This window comes from Colwellia maritima (assembly GCF_022669015.1).
Lineage (GTDB): Bacteria > Pseudomonadota > Gammaproteobacteria > Enterobacterales > Alteromonadaceae > Colwellia > Colwellia maritima.
The window spans coordinates 45,261-68,636 of sequence record NZ_JAKKSL010000002.1; the positions used below are offsets into that span (position 1 = coordinate 45,261).

21 protein-coding genes and 4 pseudogenes are annotated in these 23,376 nt (G+C 37.8%); 24 read left to right on the forward strand and 1 reads right to left on the reverse strand.

The window, feature by feature from the left end:
- The first annotated feature begins 4 nt into the window (after positions 1-4).
- On the forward strand, positions 5-1,240 hold the full coding sequence (gene arsJ / locus L3081_RS10220) for an organoarsenical effux MFS transporter ArsJ (protein ID WP_242285836.1): 1,236 nt from the start codon (positions 5-7) through the stop codon (positions 1,238-1,240).
- A 46-nt stretch (positions 1,241-1,286) separates the two neighbouring features.
- Here arsJ and dmeF read toward each other — a convergent pair whose 3' ends face one another.
- Positions 1,287-2,192, reverse strand: coding sequence for a CDF family Co(II)/Ni(II) efflux transporter DmeF (gene dmeF, locus L3081_RS10225; protein WP_242285838.1), 906 nt, complete (start codon positions 2,190-2,192; stop codon positions 1,287-1,289).
- Positions 2,193-2,346: 154 nt separating this feature from the next.
- Here dmeF and L3081_RS10230 point away from each other — a divergent pair, with 154 nt between their 5' ends.
- The 23 genes and pseudogenes from L3081_RS10230 to L3081_RS10345 all read left to right on the forward strand — a co-directional run bounded on the left by L3081_RS10230 (position 2,347) and on the right by L3081_RS10345 (position 23,372).
- Positions 2,347-2,571 (forward strand): metal/formaldehyde-sensitive transcriptional repressor, encoded by a 225-nt coding sequence (locus tag L3081_RS10230; protein WP_476728553.1) that lies wholly within the window; start codon positions 2,347-2,349, stop codon positions 2,569-2,571.
- Between the two features lie 89 nt (positions 2,572-2,660).
- Positions 2,661-3,050, forward strand: a complete 390-nt coding sequence (locus L3081_RS10235) for a BlaI/MecI/CopY family transcriptional regulator (protein WP_242285840.1) — start codon at positions 2,661-2,663, stop codon at positions 3,048-3,050.
- Complete coding sequence (locus L3081_RS10240) at positions 3,047-3,346, forward strand: hypothetical protein (RefSeq protein ID WP_242285842.1); 300 nt, start codon at positions 3,047-3,049, stop codon at positions 3,344-3,346. Before L3081_RS10235 ends, L3081_RS10240 begins: the two co-directional genes overlap by 4 nt.
- Before the next feature lie 7 nt (positions 3,347-3,353).
- A complete protein-coding gene (locus tag L3081_RS10245; protein ID WP_242285844.1) occupies positions 3,354-4,016 on the forward strand; it encodes a M56 family metallopeptidase in 663 nt (220 codons plus the stop codon).
- A gap of 38 nt (positions 4,017-4,054) precedes the next feature.
- The gene (locus L3081_RS10250) at positions 4,055-5,065 is read left to right on the forward strand and encodes a TolC family protein (protein ID WP_242285852.1); all 1,011 of its coding nucleotides are present in this window, start codon (positions 4,055-4,057) and stop codon (positions 5,063-5,065) included.
- Entirely contained in the window at positions 5,062-5,442 is a 381-nt protein-coding gene (locus tag L3081_RS10255) for a TolC family protein (RefSeq protein ID WP_242287011.1), read from the forward strand. Before L3081_RS10250 ends, L3081_RS10255 begins: the two co-directional genes overlap by 4 nt.
- Positions 5,443-5,445: 3 nt before the next feature.
- The gene (locus L3081_RS10260) at positions 5,446-6,681 is read left to right on the forward strand and encodes an efflux RND transporter periplasmic adaptor subunit (RefSeq protein WP_242285855.1); all 1,236 of its coding nucleotides are present in this window, start codon (positions 5,446-5,448) and stop codon (positions 6,679-6,681) included.
- 9 nt (positions 6,682-6,690) lie between these two features.
- Positions 6,691-9,838, forward strand: a pseudogene (locus tag L3081_RS10265) (efflux RND transporter permease subunit).
- A gap of 41 nt (positions 9,839-9,879) precedes the next feature.
- Positions 9,880-10,530: a HupE/UreJ family protein gene (locus L3081_RS10270; protein WP_420839740.1), complete on the forward strand. Its 651-nt coding sequence runs from the start codon at positions 9,880-9,882 to the stop codon at positions 10,528-10,530.
- Positions 10,531-10,638: 108 nt separating this feature from the next.
- Positions 10,639-11,130, forward strand: a complete 492-nt coding sequence (locus L3081_RS10275) for a hypothetical protein (protein ID WP_476728554.1) — start codon at positions 10,639-10,641, stop codon at positions 11,128-11,130.
- Positions 11,131-11,195: 65 nt separating this feature from the next.
- Positions 11,196-11,528: a DUF6488 family protein gene (locus L3081_RS10280; protein ID WP_242285859.1), complete on the forward strand. Its 333-nt coding sequence runs from the start codon at positions 11,196-11,198 to the stop codon at positions 11,526-11,528.
- Positions 11,529-11,765: 237 nt separating this feature from the next.
- The gene (locus L3081_RS10285) at positions 11,766-12,152 is read left to right on the forward strand and encodes a CopL family metal-binding regulatory protein (protein WP_242285861.1); all 387 of its coding nucleotides are present in this window, start codon (positions 11,766-11,768) and stop codon (positions 12,150-12,152) included.
- 152 nt (positions 12,153-12,304) lie between these two features.
- Complete coding sequence (locus L3081_RS10290) at positions 12,305-12,823, forward strand: DUF411 domain-containing protein (RefSeq protein WP_242285862.1); 519 nt, start codon at positions 12,305-12,307, stop codon at positions 12,821-12,823.
- Positions 12,823-14,278, forward strand: a pseudogene (locus tag L3081_RS29030) (TolC family protein). The gene L3081_RS10290 and the pseudogene L3081_RS29030 overlap by 1 nt, the downstream one beginning before the upstream one ends.
- Positions 14,278-16,099: pseudogene (locus L3081_RS10305) on the forward strand (efflux RND transporter periplasmic adaptor subunit). The pseudogenes L3081_RS29030 and L3081_RS10305 overlap by 1 nt, the downstream one beginning before the upstream one ends.
- Before the next feature lie 18 nt (positions 16,100-16,117).
- Positions 16,118-19,252 (forward strand): annotated as a pseudogene (locus L3081_RS10310) (efflux RND transporter permease subunit).
- A gap of 103 nt (positions 19,253-19,355) precedes the next feature.
- Complete coding sequence (locus L3081_RS10315; protein WP_242285867.1) at positions 19,356-19,697, forward strand: hypothetical protein; 342 nt, start codon at positions 19,356-19,358, stop codon at positions 19,695-19,697.
- Between the two features lie 63 nt (positions 19,698-19,760).
- Positions 19,761-20,075, forward strand: coding sequence for a hypothetical protein (locus tag L3081_RS10320; protein ID WP_242285868.1), 315 nt, complete (start codon positions 19,761-19,763; stop codon positions 20,073-20,075).
- On the forward strand, positions 20,072-20,293 hold the full coding sequence (locus tag L3081_RS10325; RefSeq protein WP_242285869.1) for a c-type cytochrome: 222 nt from the start codon (positions 20,072-20,074) through the stop codon (positions 20,291-20,293). Before L3081_RS10320 ends, L3081_RS10325 begins: the two co-directional genes overlap by 4 nt.
- 27 nt (positions 20,294-20,320) lie before the next feature.
- Positions 20,321-20,806: a YybH family protein gene (locus tag L3081_RS10330; protein WP_242285871.1), complete on the forward strand. Its 486-nt coding sequence runs from the start codon at positions 20,321-20,323 to the stop codon at positions 20,804-20,806.
- Between the two features lie 19 nt (positions 20,807-20,825).
- The gene (locus L3081_RS10335; RefSeq protein WP_242285873.1) at positions 20,826-21,326 is read left to right on the forward strand and encodes a YybH family protein; all 501 of its coding nucleotides are present in this window, start codon (positions 20,826-20,828) and stop codon (positions 21,324-21,326) included.
- Positions 21,327-21,553: 227 nt separating this feature from the next.
- Entirely contained in the window at positions 21,554-21,979 is a 426-nt protein-coding gene (locus L3081_RS10340) for a hypothetical protein (protein WP_242285875.1), read from the forward strand.
- A gap of 205 nt (positions 21,980-22,184) precedes the next feature.
- The gene (locus L3081_RS10345) at positions 22,185-23,372 is read left to right on the forward strand and encodes an OprO/OprP family phosphate-selective porin (protein ID WP_242285877.1); all 1,188 of its coding nucleotides are present in this window, start codon (positions 22,185-22,187) and stop codon (positions 23,370-23,372) included.
- The last annotated feature ends 4 nt before the right edge of the window (positions 23,373-23,376 follow it).

The following is a 23,376-nucleotide window of genomic DNA, read 5'->3' on the forward strand; positions in this document are numbered from 1 at the left end:
AATCATGAGGCTTTTATCACTCAAAGCGTTATCACCACAAATTAAACAATATTTGGTGATAACGGGTAATTATTGGGCATTTACTTTAACCGATGGCTCACTACGCATGCTCGTTGTGCTGTATTTTCATCAGTTAGGATATAGCCCTTTAAATATTGCCATGCTGTTTTTATTTTATGAAATATTTGGTGTTATCACTAACCTTGTTGGTGGTTGGTTAGGCGCAAGACTGGGTTTGAATAAAACCATGAACATCGGCCTAGCCATACAAATAATTGCTCTTGGCATGCTCGCTGTACCTGCTGAAATGTTAACAGTTATCTACGTAATGGCGGCACAGGCATTATCAGGTATCGCCAAAGATTTAAATAAAATGAGTGCGAAAAGCTCGATAAAATTACTTGTCCCAGAAGGCGCTGAAGGTAAACTTTATCAGTGGGTTGCTATTCTTACAGGGTCTAAAAATGCGCTAAAAGGTGTAGGGTTCTTTCTTGGAGGTTTGTTACTAACCTTGCTTGAATTTAAAGGTGCAATCATCCTAATGGCTTCACTATTAGCCATAGTGTGGGTATTTAGTTTAATCGCATTAAAAGATGATTTGGGCAAGGCGACAAATAAACCTAAATTTAATGATATTTTCTCTAAAAGTTCGTCAATAAACATTCTTTCTGCTGCTCGAATGTTTTTATTTGGTGCAAGAGATGTTTGGTTTGTCGTAGCGTTACCCATCTTTTTAGCTGTGACCTTTAATTGGGATCATTGGTGGGTTGGTGGTTTTATGGCAAGTTGGGTCATTGGCTATGGCATAGTGCAGTCTGTCGCCCCTTATTTTACGGGAAAAAAGCAAGGTAAAGTGCCAACGGGTAGATCCGCATTTATATGGGCAAGCTACTTAACATTAATACCTGCTGTGATTGCTTTGGCCTTGCATTTTAATTTTCACATTCAAGCTTCAATCATTATAGGGCTACTGATTTTCGGGGCTGTTTTCGCCATTAACTCTTCTTTACATAGCTATCTCATCGTCAGCTATGCAGGTAGTGACGGTGTATCGCTTGATGTTGGTTTTTACTATATGGCTAATGCTATGGGGAGATTAATTGGTACAGTGCTTTCAGGTTGGGTATATCAAAATTATGGCCTAGAAGCCTGTTTATGGATATCAAGTATATTTGTGGCTATGGCAACTTTATTATCATTGAAACTGCCAAAGAATCAAAGTAAAGAGAAAGCTAATTAATCAGAGTCACATTTAAATATTCATGAAATGTATATTAGGAAAAACGTCAACTACGTATTTCAATAGAGATATGTGAGAGCTGAGGTAAGAAACCTTTTAAAATAATTTCATATTCTTCTGACTTTAGAGGTTCACCTGATGTCACTTTAAGAATTGCAGCCTGGTGACCTGTCGCTATTTTCCATACATGAATATCGTTGATCACAGTGTTCTTTTTGCTTAATGCATCTGAAATCTTATCGAGAGTTGGCTTTTTCACAGACTTATCTAAAAGAACTTCACTGGATTCCTTAACTAAGCCATAAGACCAACGGAAAATGACTATTGCCCCAACAATCCCCATTAATGGGTCCATCCATAATAAGCCAATATATTTTCCTACTAATAAAGCAACAATGGCTAATAAAGAGGTTAGCGTGTCGGCCAGTACGTGAAAGTAGGCTGCTTTCATATTATGGTCGTGATCATGATGGTGGTGTTCTCCATGGTGATGATGATGATCATCATGTAGGATAAACACAGAGGCGACATTGACGATTAAACCTATAATTGCAACAACAATTGCTTCGTTAAAATGAATTGATTGAGGTTCAACTAATCGTTGAACAGATTCTATTATCATCATCAATGCAACAATTGCTAAGGCAATAGCACTTGCAAAGCCACCTAAAGAATTTACCTTGCCAGTTCCAAAACTAAAGTCCATATTGTTCGCATGCTTTTTTGCATAAGAATAAGCAAAAATAGCAATAAGAAACGCGGCAGAATGTGTGCCCATATGCCATCCGTCAGCAAGCAGGGCCATAGAGCCTGACCAAGTTCCGGCGGTAATTTCAAGTACCATAATGACGGTTGTTAACCAAAAAACGAGCTTTACTTTGTTTTCATGGTGTTTACTGTCAATACCAAAATCATGAGAATGTTCCCATTGAATACTACTATCACTTTTCATTGAATATCCTAAAGTTGTTGCTTCATCCTGCATATAAATAGTATTTATTTGAACTTTGCAATATACTATACCCTAGTATACTATTTATCAAGCAAGGAAAACTTATGTCACATACCATCGCAGGGAAAAAAAGCTCCTCAGTCGTGTTAGACGAATAAAAGGTCAATCACTCGCTTTAGAAACTGCTTTAGAAGGAGAGCCTAATTGTATGGCTGTTTTACAACAGGTAGCTGCGATTAAAGGTGCGGTTAATGGGCTGATGAAGGAAGTATTAGAAGGTCATTTGAGGGAACATTTAGGTGCAGAGGATTTGACAAAAGAGGAACGATTAGAGGAAGTAGAAGACGTTATTTCCATTCTTAAAAGCTACTTAAAATAGAACTCTTAATGAAATAAATCAAAAAACCGATTGCCTCTCGGTTTTTGCTGTGACACTATCCTATTACTTAAAAATGGTGATTGAAATTTATGTTACTCGGTGAATTAGAAAAACAAGTTTTAGAATATTTATGGAAAAATCAACCTGCTGATGCCAAGCAGGTGCATAGCTATTTTGAAAAAGACCGGGGCGGATCTCTAAATACCATTCAAAGTACGCTAGAACGCTTGTTTAAAAAAGATTTGTTAAGTAGGGTAAAAAACGGCCACGCTTATCAATACTTTCCAAAAGTTGCACGGCAAGAGCTGATAGGTCAGTTGATTAAAAGTATTACTCATGATTTTGTTAGTGAAGATGAAAATAGCGTTGTCGCGGCCTTTTCTTCTATTTCATCTGATCTCGATGAGGATCAGTTGGATAAGTTAGAGGCAATGATTGAGCAGCAGCGTAAAAAATTACAAATTAAGGCCGAAAAATGATTTATGGCCAATGGGCGTTAGCATTAAATCTACTCACGATTGCTGTGCTAGCTTTTGTCGTTGCCAATGTTTTTGTTTCAATTGCTTTTTGGTTTGTAAAAAATAGCATTCAAAATTACACTGTATCTACCCGTAAATCGTTACTCTGGTTATGTGTGCTCTCACCTTGGATTATCGCACTAACTGTAACCCTATTTTTCAGTCCTTTTTTTCAATCAGGGGAAGTTTTTGTATGGTTAACAGAGTTAGCTCACTGGCATCATCCCGATATTTTTTATTTTCTAAGGCCGGCATAGTATTAGTTTGATTATTTTTTTCAGTTTCAGTATCTTCATTGCTGTTCGAAGCCTAGTTTTAGCTTACAAAAATCATCATCAAATAAGCTTTTTACGTACTTTAGCTACAAAAAAAAGTGAATACGTCCTTATTATCGATTCATCGATCCCGGCAGCATTCACAGGTGGATTAATCAAGCCATCGTGTTTTGTATCTTCAGGATTGATAGAGCAGCTAAATTCAGATGACATTGAAATAATCATTCAGCATGAACTCGCTCATTTACACTATGCAGACCCACTTAAAAAATGGATTTTTTCATTTTTTGCTGCTTATTTTACGCCTAACGTTAATAAAATACTGAAATCGATGATGGCAATTTCCATGGAGCAAGCGGCAGACTCTTTCTTCGTAAAAAGCCAACAACAAGCACATAATGTTGCCAGTACCTTAGTGAGGTTTACTAGGTTAGCGGCAAAATACTCCATCCATAAACAATATAAAAGTGAATTGTTAGTGCACTTTTGCCGTCAATCAATTGAACAACGAGTTCTCCAATTGTTAAGTGATACTCAATTCAAGCCCTTTCCAATGAAAGTGGTTTTTCTTGGGGTAATACTCTTAGCCGTTATATCAACAACATCAGTAGATAGCCTCCACCACGCTATTGAAACGTTATTTAATCATTAAACAATAATTTAAAGACTCACCCAAAGGTAATAATAATAATGAAACTATTTGGTCAATCATTCACAAACAAAAAACCGACCGCCAATCGGTTTTTGTTGAAGCGCTATCTAAAATTTAGCGCTGCATTGCTTGTGGTAACTTCAACCATTTCAGGTTACGCATACTCAGAAGTTAGTACCTTAAAATCTGTTGACTTATCTACGGCCATATCTCAAACAATCAGTTTACATCCAGAGTTGAAAGTATTCGCAAATCAAGCTGAAAGATATAAAGGCTATGCACAGCAAGCAAGTATTCAGTCTAGACCAGAAATTGGACTTACTATCGAAGATGCACTGGGTACGGGTGATCATAGTGGTTTTAAAAGTGCGCAATCTACACTATCGATCTCTTGGATTTTAGATAACTCTTTAGTAAAAAGCAGAGTGGCTAACGCTAAAGTTCAGGGTTCAACTGTTGCATTAGAGCGAGAAATTAAAGCGCTAGATTTAGCAGCACAAACAGCAAGGTATTTTATCCAAGTATTGGTCAACGAAGAAAGACTGAAATTGGCAAAAATGAGCTTAAACCAAGCGATTAAATCATTTGAAGCTGTCACTAAACGTGTAAAAGCAGGAAAATCTTCTTTAGTTGATAAATTGAAATCGCAAGCAGAAGTGGCTAAAAAAGAATTAGTTGTAGAAGATTTAACTCATGAAGTAGATGCCAGTAAATATCAGTTGTTGGCGCAGTGGCAAGGGCAGGGTCAAAGGGAGCAACATAAAGAAACGAACATCATTGGCTCATTATTATCGTTACCGCACTTACCCTTAACCAATAGCACGGATGTTGATTCACTATTTACTCATCTAAAGCAACTACCATCAGTAAGCCTTTTTGCAACAAAACAAAGAATTGCTCAGTCTGAAATTGAACTTGCCCGGATTGAAACTAAACCGCTATGGAAATTTTCAACTGGCTTACGTCGTTACGAAACAACAGATGACTTTGGTTTAGTTCCGGGATTTCAATTCCGTTTGGTGATGCTAATCAAAATGAAGGGAAAATAAGATCGTTACGCGCTTCTCAAAGTGAATTAGCAACAGAATCACAGGCTCTCGTTCATAAATTGAATACACAGTTATATGTGCTTATCGAGCAAATGAAACACAGTCAGCATGTTATTCACGCGGTAACTGAAAAAGTAATTCCTGTGTTAGAACAAGCCTTTGAACAAGCAGAGAAAGCCTACAAAGCCGGTATGTATAGCTATACCGAGTGGATGAATACTCAGCAAGAATTATTAAATGCCCAATCAGGTTTGATAGGCGCTTATCAAAATGCGCATTTAAACAATATTGAAATAGAGCGGTTAACGGGTACGTCCCTATTTGCCATCAATAAAGCCTCTAATGTTCCTTTTAACAAAACAAGTAACGAGAAATAACCAATGAGACCAACATTTAAAATATTAACCCTAATAAGCACCCTATGCTTCGTTAGCTTAAGTGCAAGTTTCTCTAGCTTTGCAGTGTCAGAACAAAAGGTCGAAGAAGCTGAACCTGAAAAAGGGCCAAATCGTGGCCGAATGCTGCGCGAAGGTGATTTTGCTATTGAATTATCAATTTTTGAAACAGGTGTTCCACCAGAATTTCGCGTGTGGGCAACCACTGATGGCAAAGCAATAGACCCGTCAAAGGTTGACCTAAATGTAAAGCTTACCCGCTTAGGTGATGGTATAGATGACATAAACTTTTATCAGGAAGGTGAATATCTTCGTGGTGATATGGTTATCTACGAGCCTCACTCATTCATTGTCTCTCTAACGGCTAAATATCAGGGTAAATCCTATAACTGGCAGTATGACAATTTTGAAGGTCGCACAAAAATAGCTGAAGATATTGCAAAAGCTATGGAAATTGCGACTGACATTGTTGGCCCATCAACATTTCATGAAACCATTGAAGTATATGGCAAGTTAACCTTACCCGCTGACGCAACCAGTAATGTGTATGCTCGCTTCGATGGGCTTGTTGAAAAAGTTCATGTAAAACTTGGTGATTCAGTCAAAAAGGGTCAACTACTCCTCACCGTTGAAAGTAATGAAAGCCTTCAATCGTATAAAGTATTTTCCGCTCAAAATGGCATTGTTAGCGCTGTTCATATTACCTCAGGCGGACAATCTAAAGGGCGTGTATTACTCGAAGTAACCAATAATGAAACCTTAATTGCGGAGTTAGCTGTTTTTCCAATGGATTTACCAACAGTACGCCTTGGTGCAAAAGCTACGTTGTCTATAAATGGTGTTGAAGCAAAGCAAGTGAGTACCGTTGATAGTCGGATTCTAAAAGTCAGAGATGATCAGGCGAAGCTATTTCGTGTATTAGTTAATAATACCGACTCTTCATTATCAGAAGGCTTATTTGTCAGCGCAGCTATTGAAATTGGCTCATACGATGTGGCAATGGCAGTCAAACGCAAAGGGTTACAAAGCTTCCGTGATTTTACTGTCGTATATGCCAAAGTGGGTGATGAATATGAAGTAAGAATGCTTGAATTAGGTCGAATAGTAGGCGAAGAAATTGAAGTGCTAGGTGGAATTTCCATTGGCACTGAATACGTAACCGAGAATAGTTATATCCTCAAAGCCGATATAGAAAAGTCTGGCGCATCACACGATCATTAAGGATTAATCATGCTCGAATATTTACTTAGATTTTCTATCCGTAGAAGCTCCATTATTATGTTAGTAGTGCTTGCGCTTGCGGCATTAGGACTTTGGAATTTTACCAAACTCCCTATTGATGCCGTACCTGATATTACTAACGTGCAGGTAATGATCAACACAGAATCGCCTGGTTATACACCGCTTGAAGTTGAGCAACGGGTTACTTACCCCTTAGAGACTGCGTTAGGCGGTATTCCTAACTTAGTAAGCACACGTTCTGTATCTCGCTACGGGTTATCGCAAGTTACTGCTATTTTCAGTGATGATACAGATATATATTTTGCAAGACAGCTTGTTAATGAACGACTACTTTCAGCTAAATCCGATTTACCTCTTGGCTTAGAGCCTGAACTTGGTCCAATAGCGACTGGATTAGGCGAAATATTTATGTTCACTGTCGATGCAGAGCCGGGCGCACTCGATGATGAAGGTGAACTTATCACTGCAACGGACTTAAGAACCGTACATGACTGGATTATTCGACCACAGTTAATGCAAGTTCAAGGTGTAGTTGAAGTTAACCCAATAGGTGGTTTTAAACGTGAAATCCTCGTTGCCTTCGACCCTAAAAAGTTCTTTGGCCTTTGGTGTTAATCAGCAAGATGTAATCCAAGCGATAGAAGATAATAATGACAATAAAGGCGCAGGGTTTATTGAAAAAAATGGTGCTCAATGGCTACTACGTATACCTGGACAAGCAAAAAGCTTAAAAGACTTATCTAACATTCCCGTTAAATCTACCAATGGTAGCGTGGTCCGTATTTCGGATGTGGCTAGTGTAGAAGAAGGGAAAGAGTTAAGAACAGGCGCAGCTACTCAAAATGGTAGAGAAGTTGTCATGAGCACTGTCTTTATGCTCATTGGGGAAAATAGCCAAAGAGTTGCTAAAGCTGTTGGCTTAAGACTTGAAGAAGTGAAAGAAAGTTTACCTACAGGGATAACGGTTACCGCAGTTTATGATCGTACTAAACTTGTCGAAAAAACCTTGGATACGGTAAAAATGAACCTTTTAGAAGGGGCATTATTAGTTATTGTCGTGCTATTCCTTTTGTTAGGAAATATGAGAGCCGCTTTACTCACCGCTGCTGTAATCCCTTTTGCCATGCTAATGACGATTACAGGTATGGTACAAACGAAAGTCAGTGCCAACTTAATGAGTTTAGGTGCATTAGATTTCGGCCTATTAGTAGACGGTGCCATTATTATTGTTGAAAACTGCATGAGAAAACTAAATGCAGCTTCCTCAAATGGACGTGTAATGAATGTGAACGAACGTTTATCATTAGTTTTTGATGCGACGAAAGAAGTTATTCGACCTGCATTATTTGGTGTATTCATCATTACAGCGGTTTATTTGCCTATATTTGCACTAACAGGTGTTGAAGGAAAAATGTTCCACCCAATGGCCATTACTGTTGTTATTGCTTTATGTTGCGCTATGTTTTTATCGGTTACTTTTGTCCCTGCTGCTATTGCTATTTTGTTCAAAGGTCCGGTGAAAGAAAAAGAAAATATCATCATTAAATCTTCACTTGCACTTTACCGTCCTTCGTTGATTTTTGCGCTTAAAGTACGTTGGTTCGTTGTTGTAGCTGCAATTGGTTTTGTTAGTATGGTCGGATTTTCTGTAAACAAACTTGGTAGCGAGTTCGTACCAAACTTGGATGAAGGTGATATAGCTATGCATGCATTACGTATTCCTGGCACCTCGTTATCACAAGCTGTTGCGTTACAAAAAACCTTAGAAGAAAAAATAACTCAAATGCCAGAAGTTGAGCGTGTATTCGCAAAAATTGGTACAGCAGATGTTGCCACTGATGCGGTTCCACCGAGCGTTGCTGATAATTTTATTATTCTAAAACCACGTAGCGAATGGCCTGATCCTAACAAGCCTAAAACACAATTTGTAGAAGAATTAGCTGCTGTAGTCGAGCCTATACCGGGTAATCGTTATGAGTTTCTTCAACCTATTCAAATGCGCTTTAATGAATTACTTGCGGGTGTACGAGCTGAACTTGCCATCAAGGTTTTTGGTGATGACTTTGAAACCTTAACGGCTTTAGGGAAAAGTATAAACGCAGCTATCGCTAATGTAGAGGGGATAGCTGATGTTCAAGTTGAAAGAACAACAGGCTTGCCAATGATGACCATCAACCCTAATCATGAACAACTCGCAAAGTACGGCATTAGTATAAAAGAGCTACAAGATCAGCTTGGAACTGCGTTAGGTGGAACTATCACGGGTAAATTTTATGAAGGCGATAGAAGAGCAGATATTGTTGTTCGCCTTCCTGAAGAGCTAAGGACTGATGTGGATGCATTAGCTTATTTACCTATTCAGATGCGCGATAATAATTATGTACCGTTACAAGAAGTTGCAGAGTTGGTATTGGTTGAAGGTGCAAACCAAGTCAATAGAGAAAATGGTAAGCGTAGAGTTGTTGTTACTGCCAACGTTAGAGGAAGAGACTTAGGCTCTTTTGTTAAAGATATTCAAGCCTCTATTGAAAGTTCTGTTGAAGTACCTGCGGGTTACTGGATTGAATACGGAGGCACCTATCAAAAACTGCAATCAGCATCACAAAGGCTATCTATTGTAGTGCCTATTACACTCGTTATGATTATCGGCTTATTGTTTTTAGCGCTAGGTTCTTTCAAAGATTCGATGATTATCTTTACGGGTGTACCTTTGGCATTAACAGGCGGTATTTTTGCCTTGTTGCTAAGAGATATACCTTTTTCAATATCAGCGGCTGTAGGCTTCATAGCGTTGTCAGGTATAGCCATATTAAATGGTTTGGTTATGGTGTCATTTATCAGAGAACTTCGACGTGAAGGTGTTGCTTTAGATACCGCGATTATTGAAGGTGCTTTGACAAGATTTCGACCTGTGCTAACCACTGCGCTTGTTGCCTCACTAGGCTTTGTGCCAATGGCGCTTAATACGGGTATTGGCTCTGAAGTTCAACGTCCGCTAGCAACTGTAGTAATTGGAGGAGTAATCTCATCTACGTTATTAACATTGTTTGTACTTCCTGTTTTATATCGTTTATTACACAACCACAAAGAAAACTTTGCTAAATCAAGTCAGACAAAGGAAACAGTTAATGTTTAATAATTCCCGGCCGATACGGCTTATTCAGCCTCCTCGCTCTAATTGCCATATGGTTACCTATTGAATCGTTTGCCCATGGTGTAGATGAAAGTACCCGTGCTTTTTTACAGCAAAATACTGGCGTGCAAATCATTCCGTTTTTGTATATCGGTGCTAAGCACATGGTAACGGGATATGACCATTTATTATTCCTTGTAGGTGTACTGTTCTTTTTATATAGAAGCAGAGATGTTTTGTTGTATGTCAGCATGTTTACCCTGGGGCACAGCATAACCTTACTGTTCGGTGTGATTAGTGATATCCAAGTTAACGCTTACTTAATTGATGCAATTATTGGCCTATCAGTTGTCTATAAAGGCTTTGATAATCTAGGTGGTTTTAATCGGCTTTTTGGTAAGTCACCCAATGCTAAGTTAGCCGTGCTAATTTTCGGTCTTTTTCATGGATTTGGTTTGGCAACCAAGTTACAAGAATTTCAACTGCCGGATGACGGTTTAATTACCAATTTAATTGCCTTTAATGTAGGGGTTGAATTAGGGCAGTTTACCGCCTTGGCCTTCATATTATTAATTATCAACTTTTGGCGTACACATAGTAGTTTTACTCGCTTTGCGACAAACACGAACTGCTTGTTGATGAGTGCAGGATTTATGTTGATAGGCTTTCAATTGACTGGCTATTTCATAAACTGATTTATTTGATTTTACGATTAAACTTTTTACCAATTAAGAGACAAAACGATGCAACAAACAACGCCACAAGCTATAACATTAACGAATTCTGCGCTGATCAAGTATACCATGTTCAGTTTAGTATTCGCAGCCATCACACTTTTTACCATTATATTACCTGCTGAATACGACATCGATCCAACAGGTATTGGGCATGAACTTGGTTTAACTGTTTTTCATCATGGAAAGGATGAAACTGCTGCTCAACTATCAACACAGGAAACATCAGAAAAATCAAAAGATGCTACAGAAACAATTGAAGTGATTGTTCCTGCGGGCCGTGGTGTTGAATACAAGTTTGTCATGGCGCAATACCAGAAACTTGAGTACGAATGGATAACAGATGGTCCTGCATTGTATTTTGACCTGCACGGTGAGCCAGAAGGTGACACTACGGGCTATTTTGAAAGCTATGCAATTGCAACATTGGATGAAATGAAAGGTAGCTTTACAGCACCATTTTCTGGCTCTCATGGTTGGTATTGGAAAAACACTTCTGATTCACCAGTCACTGTTCAACTTATTGTAAAAGGCGAATATGCGAAGCATGGCCTTAAATAATCACCTCAAATAATAGAAAAAAACAAACATACTTTGAATTTAATTAACATAACAGGAGCACCAAAATGAAAACTTTATTAGTAGCCTTATTCATTACATTGATATTTAGCACAAGTTCAGCATTCGCGCATACTGACCACGGAAAAATAAGCCCTAAAGTAGCAACACAAATTGCAGCTAAAGCTACCCAAAAACTGACTTTTAAAGATTTTGGCTTCAAGGTTGGAAAATTAAGCGAAATTTGGAAGAATTTGACCTCAGAAGACTTCAAACTACATGCGGCAGAAGCTAACCGTTATATTGTTAGTGCTAACAATAAATTAGAAAATAAAACAATTTACTTTCTGATGACAATGTCAGGCGAAGTATTAAAAGTAAATCAGGAAGCTAACTTTTAGTCTACCAAAGGAGAGAGTTTTACACTCCTCCTTAGTTTTAATTTGAAAGGTAGGTAAATATACTTTTTGATATTTAGCAGGAAAATTAATTAAAAGTTAACCGTTCTCTAAAGTCACAACAGTTTTCCCTTGGTAATGACTCTAATGATGTTTTATTTGCATCACCTATATTTATCTATTGAAAAAAAGCACTAGTTGTGCGATTATTTTGATAATTGTATATTTTGTAGGTTACTTGTGACTTTTAATTTTCCTAAAACATTAATGGTATTGCTAGTATGTTTGACCTTTGTTGGTCAGGCAATGGCGTCTACTATTATGTCTTATCATATGATAAGCATGACAGGAATGAAAGGGCAGGAGCAGTCGCAAGATATGTCAATGATGGATCATAGCAGCCATAAAATGGCTAATGATTCTTCGAGTGATTCTGAAACATCAGAAGATGATTGTTGTGTACAAACATGTAGCTGTTTTACTGGCGGTTGTTCAAGTCTTGCTACGTTAATGAAAGACTCTAGCAATAGTCCAATCGTAGATTTATCATCAAAAATACCCTCGTATTTATCGTTGGCACAAAGTCAACAACCTACATCTCTTTATAGACCTCCAATACTAAGTTAAATACAGAATAAGTGTGTCCAAAATTTGGCTCATTTATATAACTAATATCTGTATTAGGCTTTTTTGATCCCTGAGTTTTTTAAATTCATTTCTAAACATCAAAAACATACTAATTAATCAAAAAAATTAATTGATATCCCATTGGGGGAATTATGTTTCCAAATAAATATATTTTAAAGATTATCGCCACACTTTTCGTAGTTACATTGATCGCAAGTTGCTCTGACAATGATGTAGTTAGGGCAGAACTCAATAACACTAAAGTACAACCTATTTCTCTAGACGTTTATAAAAGTCCTACTTGTGGTTGTTGCAAGAAGTGGATAAGTCATATTGATGACAATGGTTTTCAATCCAAAGTTCATGACAGAAATGATATTTCAAGCATAAAAGAAAAAAGAGGAATTCAGCCACGATATCGCTCTTGTCATACCGCTATTTCTAAAGATGGTTACGCTTTTGAAGGGCATGTACCTGCAAAATTCATTCAACAATTTTTGAACGAAAAGCATGATGATACGGTCATTGGATTGTCAGTTCCTGCAATGCCTTTAGGCTCTCCTGGTATGGAAATGGGTGATAAATTTCAACCATATAAAGTTCTTCTTTTGAAATCAGATGGAAGCTATGAAATTTATTCAAATGTTCAGTCATATGAGGAGCAGTTCTGATGATTAAACAACGTATTAATAGTAAGTTACGCACAAAGTGCGGGGTAAGTATATTAGCTCTTTTATTTATCCCATCCCTTGCTGCGCAACAAGCTCTATCTAGTGTTGAAAGCATATTATCTTTTGAGATGGCAATAAAATCGGCACAGAAGAATGACCCTTGGCTTACGGGTAATTTTCATAAACAAAGATCTATTGAATCAATGAGTACAGCAGTTAGTACCTTACCAGATCCTAAAATTTCTATTGGTCTAGCAAACCTACCTACTAATGGATTTGATTTTGGTCAGGAAGGGATGACACAAGCGAAAATAGGAATAGCTCAAATGTTCCCTCGTGGTGATACTTTAGATATTAAAAGTCAGCAACTTAGGATTCAAAGTGAAGCATTTCCCTTCCGGCGACAGGATAGAGAAGCAAAGGTTGCTGTCACTGTTGGTAGTTTGTGGTTGGATGCCTATAGAGTGCAACAGAGTATCGCTTTAATAGAAAAAAACAGGTCTTTGTTTGAACAACTAGCAGATATTGCGGAAGCTAGTTACTCATCAGCACTAGGGAAAACTCGTCAACAAGATATCGTTAGAGCGCAACTTGAGTTAACTAAATTAGAAGATCGATTAGAAAAACTAGGTCAGCAAAAGAATCGATATGAAGGTATGTTATCCCAGTGGTTAACCAAAATATCGACAGGTAATGATTCTGTGGAAGCTACTTTATATAGTGATTTGTCTTTACATGACATTGAGCTTAGCCGGACAGATCCCACAAATAGATTTGCTCAATAATAAATTAGTTCACACTAAAAGTTGGTTAAATTCGGGAGAGATAGTTAAATATTTTACAAGCCACCCATCTGTAGTTGCTATTGAAAAGAAAGTTAGTGCAACAAAAACAGGTATTAAGCTTGCGGAGCAAAAATATCAGCCAGAGTGGGGTGTCAGTGCTAGTTATGGTTATCGGGCAGATGATCCTATGGGTAGAAGCAGAGCTGATTTGTTTTCAGTTGGCGTGACGTTTGATCTTCCTCTATTTACCGAAAATAAACAAGACAAAGAAGTACAGTCTGCAATTTTTAAAACAGAAGCAGTTAAAACTGAAAAGTTATTATTACTTAGACAATTACTTGGTTCTTATTCTAGCGCCAAAGGAAGGTTGCAACGTCTCAAAGATAGACAAAACCTGTACACATCGAAGTTATTACCTCAAATGCATGATCAAGCAGAAGCATCACTTACAGCATATACCAATGACGATGGTGACTTTGCGGAAGTAGTGCGCTCACGTATTGCTGTTTTGAATGCAGAAATAGATGAGTTAACCCTAAATGTAGAAGAACAAAAATTGAACCTTGAACTAAATTACCTTTTCATTGGCAGCATTAAGACTGCAATGACGTCAAATAATATGAATTACACCAATAGTGGTCAATATGCCGCTATTTCGGGAGAAAAATAATGAGCAATAATATTAAACCTATCATTATGGGCATGATTATCGGGGGCATCCTAACTTTTGGAGCCTACACTGTGTTAATTCCTCCTGGGAATGAACAAGGTACAAATGAGGTATCTGAAGAAAAGAAACCTCTATATTGGGTTGCACCAATGGATGCAAACTATAAAAGAGACAAGCCCGGTAAATCGCCAATGGGGATGGACTTAATAGCAGTATACGATGATGGAGGTAAAGGACCTGATGAAGGAGGCGGAACTATTCGAATTTCACCAGATGTAGTAAATAACTTGGGTGTGCGAACTAGTACGGCAACATATAAATCACTACACACAGAAATTAATACTGTTGGATATGTGACCTATGATGAAGATAGGCGGTACATATTCACCCTAGAGTCGAAGGTTGGATTGAGAAACTACATGTCACAGCCATTGGTGATCCGGTAAAAAAAGGTCAGCCATTGTATGAGATCTATTCCCCTGAATTAGTCAATGCGCAGGAAGAATTTTTGTTAGCTTTAAATCGTAATAATAACCGATTAATAAGTGCAGCCAAGAATCGTCTATCGGCTTTACAATTACCAAAATCAGCTATTGCTGAACTGCAAAAAACTAAAAAAGTTCAACAACGTATTACCTTTTATTCACCGCAAAACGGTATTGTCGAGAATTTAAAAATTAGAGAAGGTTTCTTTGTCAAACCAGGTTCAACACTAATGTCTATTGGTGATTTATCTGAAGTTTGGGTTGAAGGTGAAGTCTTTGAACGACAAGTTGGTCAAGTAGATACAGGTACACCAGTGACTATGACACTTGATTATTTACCGGGTAAAACATGGAAAGGTAAGGTGGATTATATCTACCCAACACTTGATGCAAAAACCCGTACCGTAAAAGTAAGATTGCGTTTTAGAAATGAAGACGATGAATTTAAACCTAATATGTTTGCGCAAATTGCTATTCATACTACAGGTGATGAAAGCGCGTTACTTATCCCTAAAGAAGCACTTATTAGAACAGGCACCCAAGATAGAGTTGTTCTCGCTTTAGGCGAGGGAAGCTTTAAGTCAGTGGCTGTTAAAGTTGGACGTTATGATAGTGAAAGCGTTGAGATACTTGCAGGTCTTAGCGATGGAGAAAAAATTGTTAGTTCAGCGCAATTTTTATTGGACTCAGAATCAAGTAAATCATCAGATTTTAAACGTATGAATCATGATGACTCTGAAAGTGATGAAATTTCGCCTTCTTCAGTGTGGGTGCCAAAGCACAAATACAAAGTTTGATGGCTGATCATAAAATGTTGACCTTAACACATGATCCAATTCCTGAGTGGGACTGGCCAGAAATGACAATGGATTTCATAGCAACAGATTCTGTAGATTTTTCTCTACTTAGTAAAGGTCTTAGTTTGCATGTTGAGGTGACTAAAACATCAAGTGGAGATTATCAGATAAGTAATATTCATGTACCAGATGGAAGCTCGATGAGTGAAATGGATATGACTAAAGACACTGAAGAAGTTTCAGATACTTCATCTGCAACAGTCACGGGCACAATCAACTCACTAATGATTGATCATGGAATGATCAATATTAGCCGTTCAGCCATAGAAAAATGGAATAGACCTGCGGCTACCGTAGATTTTATCACTGGTCATAAAGTGAGTCTCGAAGGACTTACTGAAGGTATGGAAGTTGAATTTACTTTTGAAATACGTGGTGAACATTTTGTTATTTTTAATATAGCCCCGCTTGGGCAAAGTGAACAAACAGGTAGCTCTCCCGTAATTGAGCAACCTACTGTTGATCACTCAAACCACTAATATAGGAGTTTAAATATTATGATTGCTTCTATTATTCGTTGGTCAGTCGGAAACCGATTTTTCGTTTTACTGGCAACAGTTTTATTGGTGGGTGCAGGTTTATACTCTGTCAATAAAACTCCTATTGATGCACTACCAGACTTGTCTGATGTGCAAGTAATAATAAAAACCAGTTACCCTGGACAAGCGCCACAAGTGGTTGAAGAACAGGTAACTTATCCTATTACAACGGCAATGCTGTCCGTCCCTGGTGCTGTTACGGTGCGTGGCTATTCTTTCTTCGGAGATTCATATGTTTATGTAATCTTTGATGAAGATACCGATTTATATTGGGCACGTTCACGTGTACTTGAGTATTTGAGCCAAGTAGCACCTAATTTACCAAACGATGCAAGACCACAATTAGGTCCTGATGCTACGGGTGTTGGTTGGGTATATTTATACGCATTAGTTGATAAAACAGGTCAGCATGATTTAAGTCAACTGCGAAGCATACAAGATTGGTTTTTAAAGTATGAATTGCAAACTGTTCCTGGTGTTTCTGAAGTTTCCGTTCTTGGTGGCATGGTAAAACAGTACCAAGTTGTCATTAATCCAGACAAGTTACGTGCTTTTGGAATACCTCTTTCTCATATTCAAATGGCTATTAAAAAAGGTAATCAAGAAATTGGTGCTTCAGTTATCGAGATGGCAGAAGCCGAGTATATGGTTCGAGCCACGGGTTACTTAAAAAGTGTTGAAGATTTAGAGAATATTCCTTTAGGTGTAAATAAAAATGGCACGCCTTTATTGTTAAAGGATGTTGCAGATATTGGCACAGGTCCACAAATGCGACGAGGTGTTGCTGAGCTTAATGGTGAAGGTGAAACGGTAGGCGGTATCGTTGTTATGCGTTTTGGTGAAAACGCTCAACAGGTGATTAATGGCGTAAAAGAAAAACTGGAACAACTTAAACAGGGCTTGCCTGAAGGGGTTGAAATTGTCCCTGTTTATGATCGTTCTGCGCTAATTGAGAGAGCCGTAGATAATTTAGCTTATAAGTTCTTTGAAGAATTTGGTGTTGTTGCGCTTGTTTGTATTATTTTCTTATTCCATGTGCGTTCATCTTTGGTTGCAATAATCAGTTTGCCTGTGGGTATTTTAACGGCTTTCATCATCATGCATATGCAGGGTTTAAACGCGAATATTATGTCACTTGGCGGTATTGCGATAGCAATTGGTGCAATGATAGATGGTGCTATTGTCATGATAGAAAATATGCATAAACATATGGAAAAAACGCCTTTAACTAATGAAAATCGATGGCAAATTGTGGTGGAATCTGCGAGTGAAGTAGGTCCTGCGTTATTTTTTAGTTTATTGATTATTACGGTTAGTTTTGTTCCTGTCTTTACCTTAGAAGCGCAAGAAGGACGTATGTTCGCTCCGTTAGCGTTTACAAAAACCTATGCTATGGCGGCTTCTGCGGCACTGGCTATTACTTTAGTGCCTGTACTTATGGGCTATTTCATTCGCGGTAAAATATTACCTGAGCATAAAAATCCGGTTAATAGATTTTTAACTTTCATTTACATGCCTGCATTGAGGACAGTATTACGTTTTCCTAAAATGACGTTACTAGCTGCATTAGCGGTACTTGCTATCGGACTATATCCATTGGATAAAATTGGTAGTGAGTTTATTCCTCCGCTTGATGAGGGTGATTTAATGTATATGCCAACAACGTATCCTGGGATATCAATAGGGCAAGCAAGGCAGTTGCTACAACAGACTGATAAATTGATTAAGACTGTGCCAGAAGTGAAAACAGTATTTGGTAAAGTGGGTCGTGCAGAAACAGCAACTGATCCGCCCCATTAACAATGATTGAAACTTTTATTCAATTAAAGCCCCATGATGAATGGCGAGAAGGCGTTACGACCGAAAGCTTGAAAAAAGAATTGGATGCGGTTAAACTTCCTGGAGTAACAAACGCTTGGGTTATGCCAATTAAAACCCGTATTGATATGTTAGCTACAGGCATAAAAACACCAGTAGGTATCAAAGTAGCAGGAGCTGATTTATCAGTTATTCAAGATATAGGTAAGCAATTGGAGGTCATTTTAAAAGATGTGCCCGGTACTGCGTCTGTATATTCCGAGCGTGTGGCTGGTGGACGTTATGTCAAAGTTGATATTCAACGTGCAAAGGCAGCTCGATATGGCTTAAATATTGCCGAAATACAGCAAGTGGTAGCGACAGCCATTGGTGGTATGAATGTTACTAAAACGGTTGAAGGATTAGAAAGATATCCTGTTAATTTGCGCTATCCACAAGATTATCGTGACTCTCCAGAGACGCTCTCTTTATTACCAATCGTAACGCCTAATGGGCAGCGTATTTCATTAGGTGATGTTGCAAACGTCTTTATTGAAGATGGTCCTCCAGGTATTAAATCAGAAAATGCTCGTTTAAATGGTTGGGCCTTTGTAGATATTGAAGGTGTTGATGTTGGTACATATGTTGAAGCAGCCCAAAAAGTTGTTGCAGATAAACTTAAGCTTCCTGCTTGGCTATTCAATTGCTTGGGCAGGTCAGTATGAATATATGCAGCGAGCTAAAGCTAAGTTAACTTACGTTGTACCATTAACTTTATTCATCATCATTATCCTACTCTACTTAAACTTTAGAAATGTTATTGAAGTTGCAATGATCATGGGAACTTTACCGCTAGCGATGGTGGGAAGTATCTGGTTAATGTATTTACAAGGCTTTAATTTTTCTGTTGCAGTTGGTGTTGGTTTTATTGCACTAGCGGGGGTTGCGGTAGAAATAGGTGTCATCATGTTGGTTTATTTAAATCAAGCCTATCAAGAAATGCTTAGTGATCACCAAACAAAAGAGATTGCTACTACTAAAGAAGATGTACTTCAGGCAGTACTTCATGGTGCAGGATTACGTGTTCGCCCAGTCATGATGACGGCAGCAGCTATCATCGTTGGTCTATTGCCTATTTTATATGGCACAGGTACTGGCTCAGAAGTGATGAGTCGTATCGCGGCCCCTATGGTTGGTGGCATGATGAGTGCGGTGATCCTGACATTATTGGTTTTGCCTGCGTTGTTTTATTTATGGCGTTCGTCATCAATAAAAAATACGGTCAAAAAGGCATAACTGAATGAAATTATTAAAAACAAAACATGTCAATACAAGCAATATTGCTTTTGACGAATTTACACAATAACCCATTTAAACTTTATTAACGTAGGAGTAAACCATGAAAACTTTAACAAAATTAGCGCTAGTATTGATACCAACGATTACTTTATCAATGACGGCTTTAGCACATGATCCATCAATGCATGTAAAGAAAGCTGAAAAGGCAGATTGCAGTAAAATGGATCACAGTAAAATGGATATGAAAGATCCTGTAGCTATCGCCATGATGAAAAAATGCATGAAGCAATCTGAAGCAGCTAAAAAATCAATGAAGGATATGGACCATAGCAAAATGAAGGATATGGACCATAGCAAAATGAAGGATATGGATCATAGTAAAATGAAAAAAACTGAACATAAAGCAAGTAATAAGGATGATCATAACGAACATAATCATTAAGTTATCTTAATTAGTCACTTAGTATTCGTGTGCTAGGTGACTTCTGATTCAAAAGGAAAACGTATGAAAATAGTTAAATTATTACTGCTACTTGCTGTATTAGGCATAGGTGCAGCCGCAACTGTGATGTTTTCAGGTGTTGTAAATGTAGCGGCTGATGAGCCGCATAGTGATTTGGTGTACTGGCTATTAGAAGAAACTAGAGAAAACGCTATAAAAAAAGCTGCTCAAGCTATAGAAGTTCCTGATTTGAGTGAGCCTGAATTATTATTAACAGGTGGAGTTGACTACGAATTTATGTGTTCAGGTTGTCATTTAAAACCGGGGCAAAGTGAGAGTGACATGAGCATAGGGCTATATCCGGCCCCCCTAATTTGACTATATCTAATAAAGAGCATGAAGGTCATGATCACGGTGATGATGTACAAGCTGCTCGTAAAAACTTCTGGGTGATTAAGCATGGTATTAAAGCTTCAGGAATGCCTGCATGGGGCAAAACTCATGATGATCAACGAATCTGGGCAATGGTTGCTTTTATAAAACAACTTCCTACTTTGACACCAGAGCAATACCAAGTGCTTACAGCAATAGACTAACTTTAAAACACACAGAAAGAGAAAAATATGAAGATTATTCCAATGATTTTAATAACTGCTTCGTTTCTTACACTAGTTGTAAGTAATGACTCGATAGCTCACAGTAATGAAAATAAAAAACAAAGGATTTATCCTGAAAATTCAGGTGCAGAAACAGATGCAGGTAAAGCTATTATTGAGTTTCATAAAGCACTTAAATTAGGGCATAAGAAAAAAGCTAGGTCTTTATTAGATGATAATGTCATCATTTTTGAAGGTGGTGGTGTTGAGAAATCAGCCGATGAATATGCAAACCACCATATGCTCGCTGACATGAAATACCTAGCGAAGATAAAAACTGAAGTATTAACCCATAACGTTAAGATTGTTGGTGATATGGCTTATTCAATGTCTCAAACTAAATCAACAGGACAAGTTAAAGGGAAATATATTAACTCTGAAGGTATGGAAAGTATGGTTCTTCAGAAAAATAATAACAAGTGGAAAATTGTTCATATTCACTGGTCAAATTAACAATAATAAAGGAAACATGATGATTAAAAATATTATAGCAATGCTTTTATTGGTTTTGAGTTTTTCAACACTGGCACATGGTGATGAAAAACATAACGATGATAAACAGGCCATAATCGATATTATTTCAGCTATTAAATATGGGTGGGAAAATGGAGATGGTTCACCCTTTAGAAAAAACTTTCTCGACTTTAAAGGTGCTCGCTATATAGAAGGTGGTGGACAGAACGCAGGTTTAGATTCATTAGTAACACACCATGTAGAGCCTGAAAATGATGCCCTGGAATACTTGAAGCTAGATTTTAGTGGTATTGAAGTTCATTTTGAAGGTGATAATAAAGGCTTTGCGTGGGCAATCGCAAATACTCGTGTAAAAGGTAAAGTTAACAAGAGTGGCCGTGAGTTTGACAAAAGTGGCTATCAAACATTTCTCTTTAGAAAAGTTGAGGGTTTTTGGAAGGTAGTACATAGTCATTCATCTAGTCGTGACTTTAAACCGAAGAAAGAACGTATGCATTAAAGCTCTTAGTCTTATCTTAAGAAAATTGATGCAGCAAAGTATAAATAGATGAAATACATCCAATGCTATTAGCGCCTTTGAGGTAGGTGTTCATACAGAAATACATGTGAGCTGATAATGAATCCTGTGACTAACTCATTGGTTTTCAGTGGAAAGTTTGTTTTTTGTTGACCTTGATCAAAACAAAATTTTACCCGTGCTATACACTTTAATATTAAGCGAGAAAGATGGTTGATAAGTCTATGTTGTTTCGATTGAATTGGTTGTTTATTATGTTTATATACTTGTCTGTGAATGGACAAGTATTTGCTACATCTATTCATATCTGCTCTGAAATGGCTATGACATCAACAGTTTTATCTTCTACACAAGTAAACGTAAACATTCATGATCATCATCAAAGTGAGCATCATGACGTTAGTGAGCAAACAAACAAAGATCATGACTCACATGAATCGGCAATAATGGATAATTGCCAATGCGTAGATTGCGACTGTGTACAAACAATTTCTGGACAAGCAAACTCATCTTTAATACAAAATGCCAAAATATCTGATTATTTCCCTGTAATTTCAACAGTTTTAGCTAGGCCAAATCAAGATTTTATATCTTTACCACATTCCAACCCATTTAGACCTCCTATAAAAAGCTAATACAGGATCAGTGTGCCCATTTTTAGGTCGCTGAATATGTAATTTCCCCTAGAAGTATTGAGCAATAACCTGTGATGGAGATTTAACTCTCCTAGAAAATTATAAGTTATCTTTGTGCTCTACAACTTCCAATTTATAAAACATTTCTTGAATTTATCAAGCGTAGAGGGCTTCCTCGCGCGTAACAAAATACTAAGGTGATACCATGAAAAAGGTACTTCTCCAATCGGCTGTAGCAGCAGCCATTTCAATGTCTTTGATGACAACTGCAAATGCACAAGAAAACTCTACATTAGATATTGGTCGTTTTGCCCTTGCCGGCTATGGCGATGTGACTTATGCCAGTCAACCAAACATGAAAGATGAAGAAGGAAATGACATTCAAAACAATGTTGTTGCCAGATTTATTCCTATTTTCTTGTTTCAACTGTCTGAAAAAATTCATATTGAAGCTGAAATAGAGTTCAGTACTAATAGTGAAGGTGAAACTGAAACAGAACTTGAATACGCCAATATGCATTACTTTTTTAATGATAATACTATTATTACTGCGGGTAAGTTTTTACTGCCATTTGGACAATTTGGTGCAAATCTTCATCCCAGTTGGATAAATAAAGCAGCAAGTAATCCAGGGATATATGGTGGTCATGGTGGCAACGGATCATTAGGCGGTGTAACTAGTATTATGGGTGATACAGGTATCAATATAGCTAATACTTGGAACCTAGGCGATGCAGGTCGCATTTTTACTGACTTCTATTCTGTCAGTGGCCCCCGTCAAGAAGAAGGAGATCATGGAGGTGGTGTTGATATGGAGGTTAAGAAAGGTGATAACAATGACTCATTCGCTTTTGGTGGCCGTGTTGCATACGCTTTCTTACCAGAATGGGAAGTAGGTGTTTCTTATTACACTGGTGATTACAGTAATGACGGAGACCTAAACTACAATGCATATAATATCGATTTCAACTGGGTTGGTAGTTATGCAAGTGTCCGTGGTGAAATCTTTGGCTCTACCGCAGAAACAGAAGGAGAGAAAGAGGGAGAAGAAGAAGGTCATGGCGAAGAATGGGTAAAATATTTTGATAAAGAAGGTTGGTATATCCAAGGTACATGGCAAGCTCGTCAATTAGGTAAAGCATGGCTCAACCCAATTGAACTAGTTATTCGTTATTCAGACAGTTCTTCAGACTTTGATGGCAGTATTGAACATGATTTTGAAGAAGATGGCGGGAAAATGGGTAGCCGTATTTACTACGGTATCAATTACTGGTTAGAGCCTAGTGCCGTATTGAAGCCGGGTGCTGAAAGCACTTCAATTGATAACGAAGAAGCGAGTCATGATACTGTTCCAGATGACCGTGTATTCTTGCAATTAGCATTTGGATTTTAAGGAG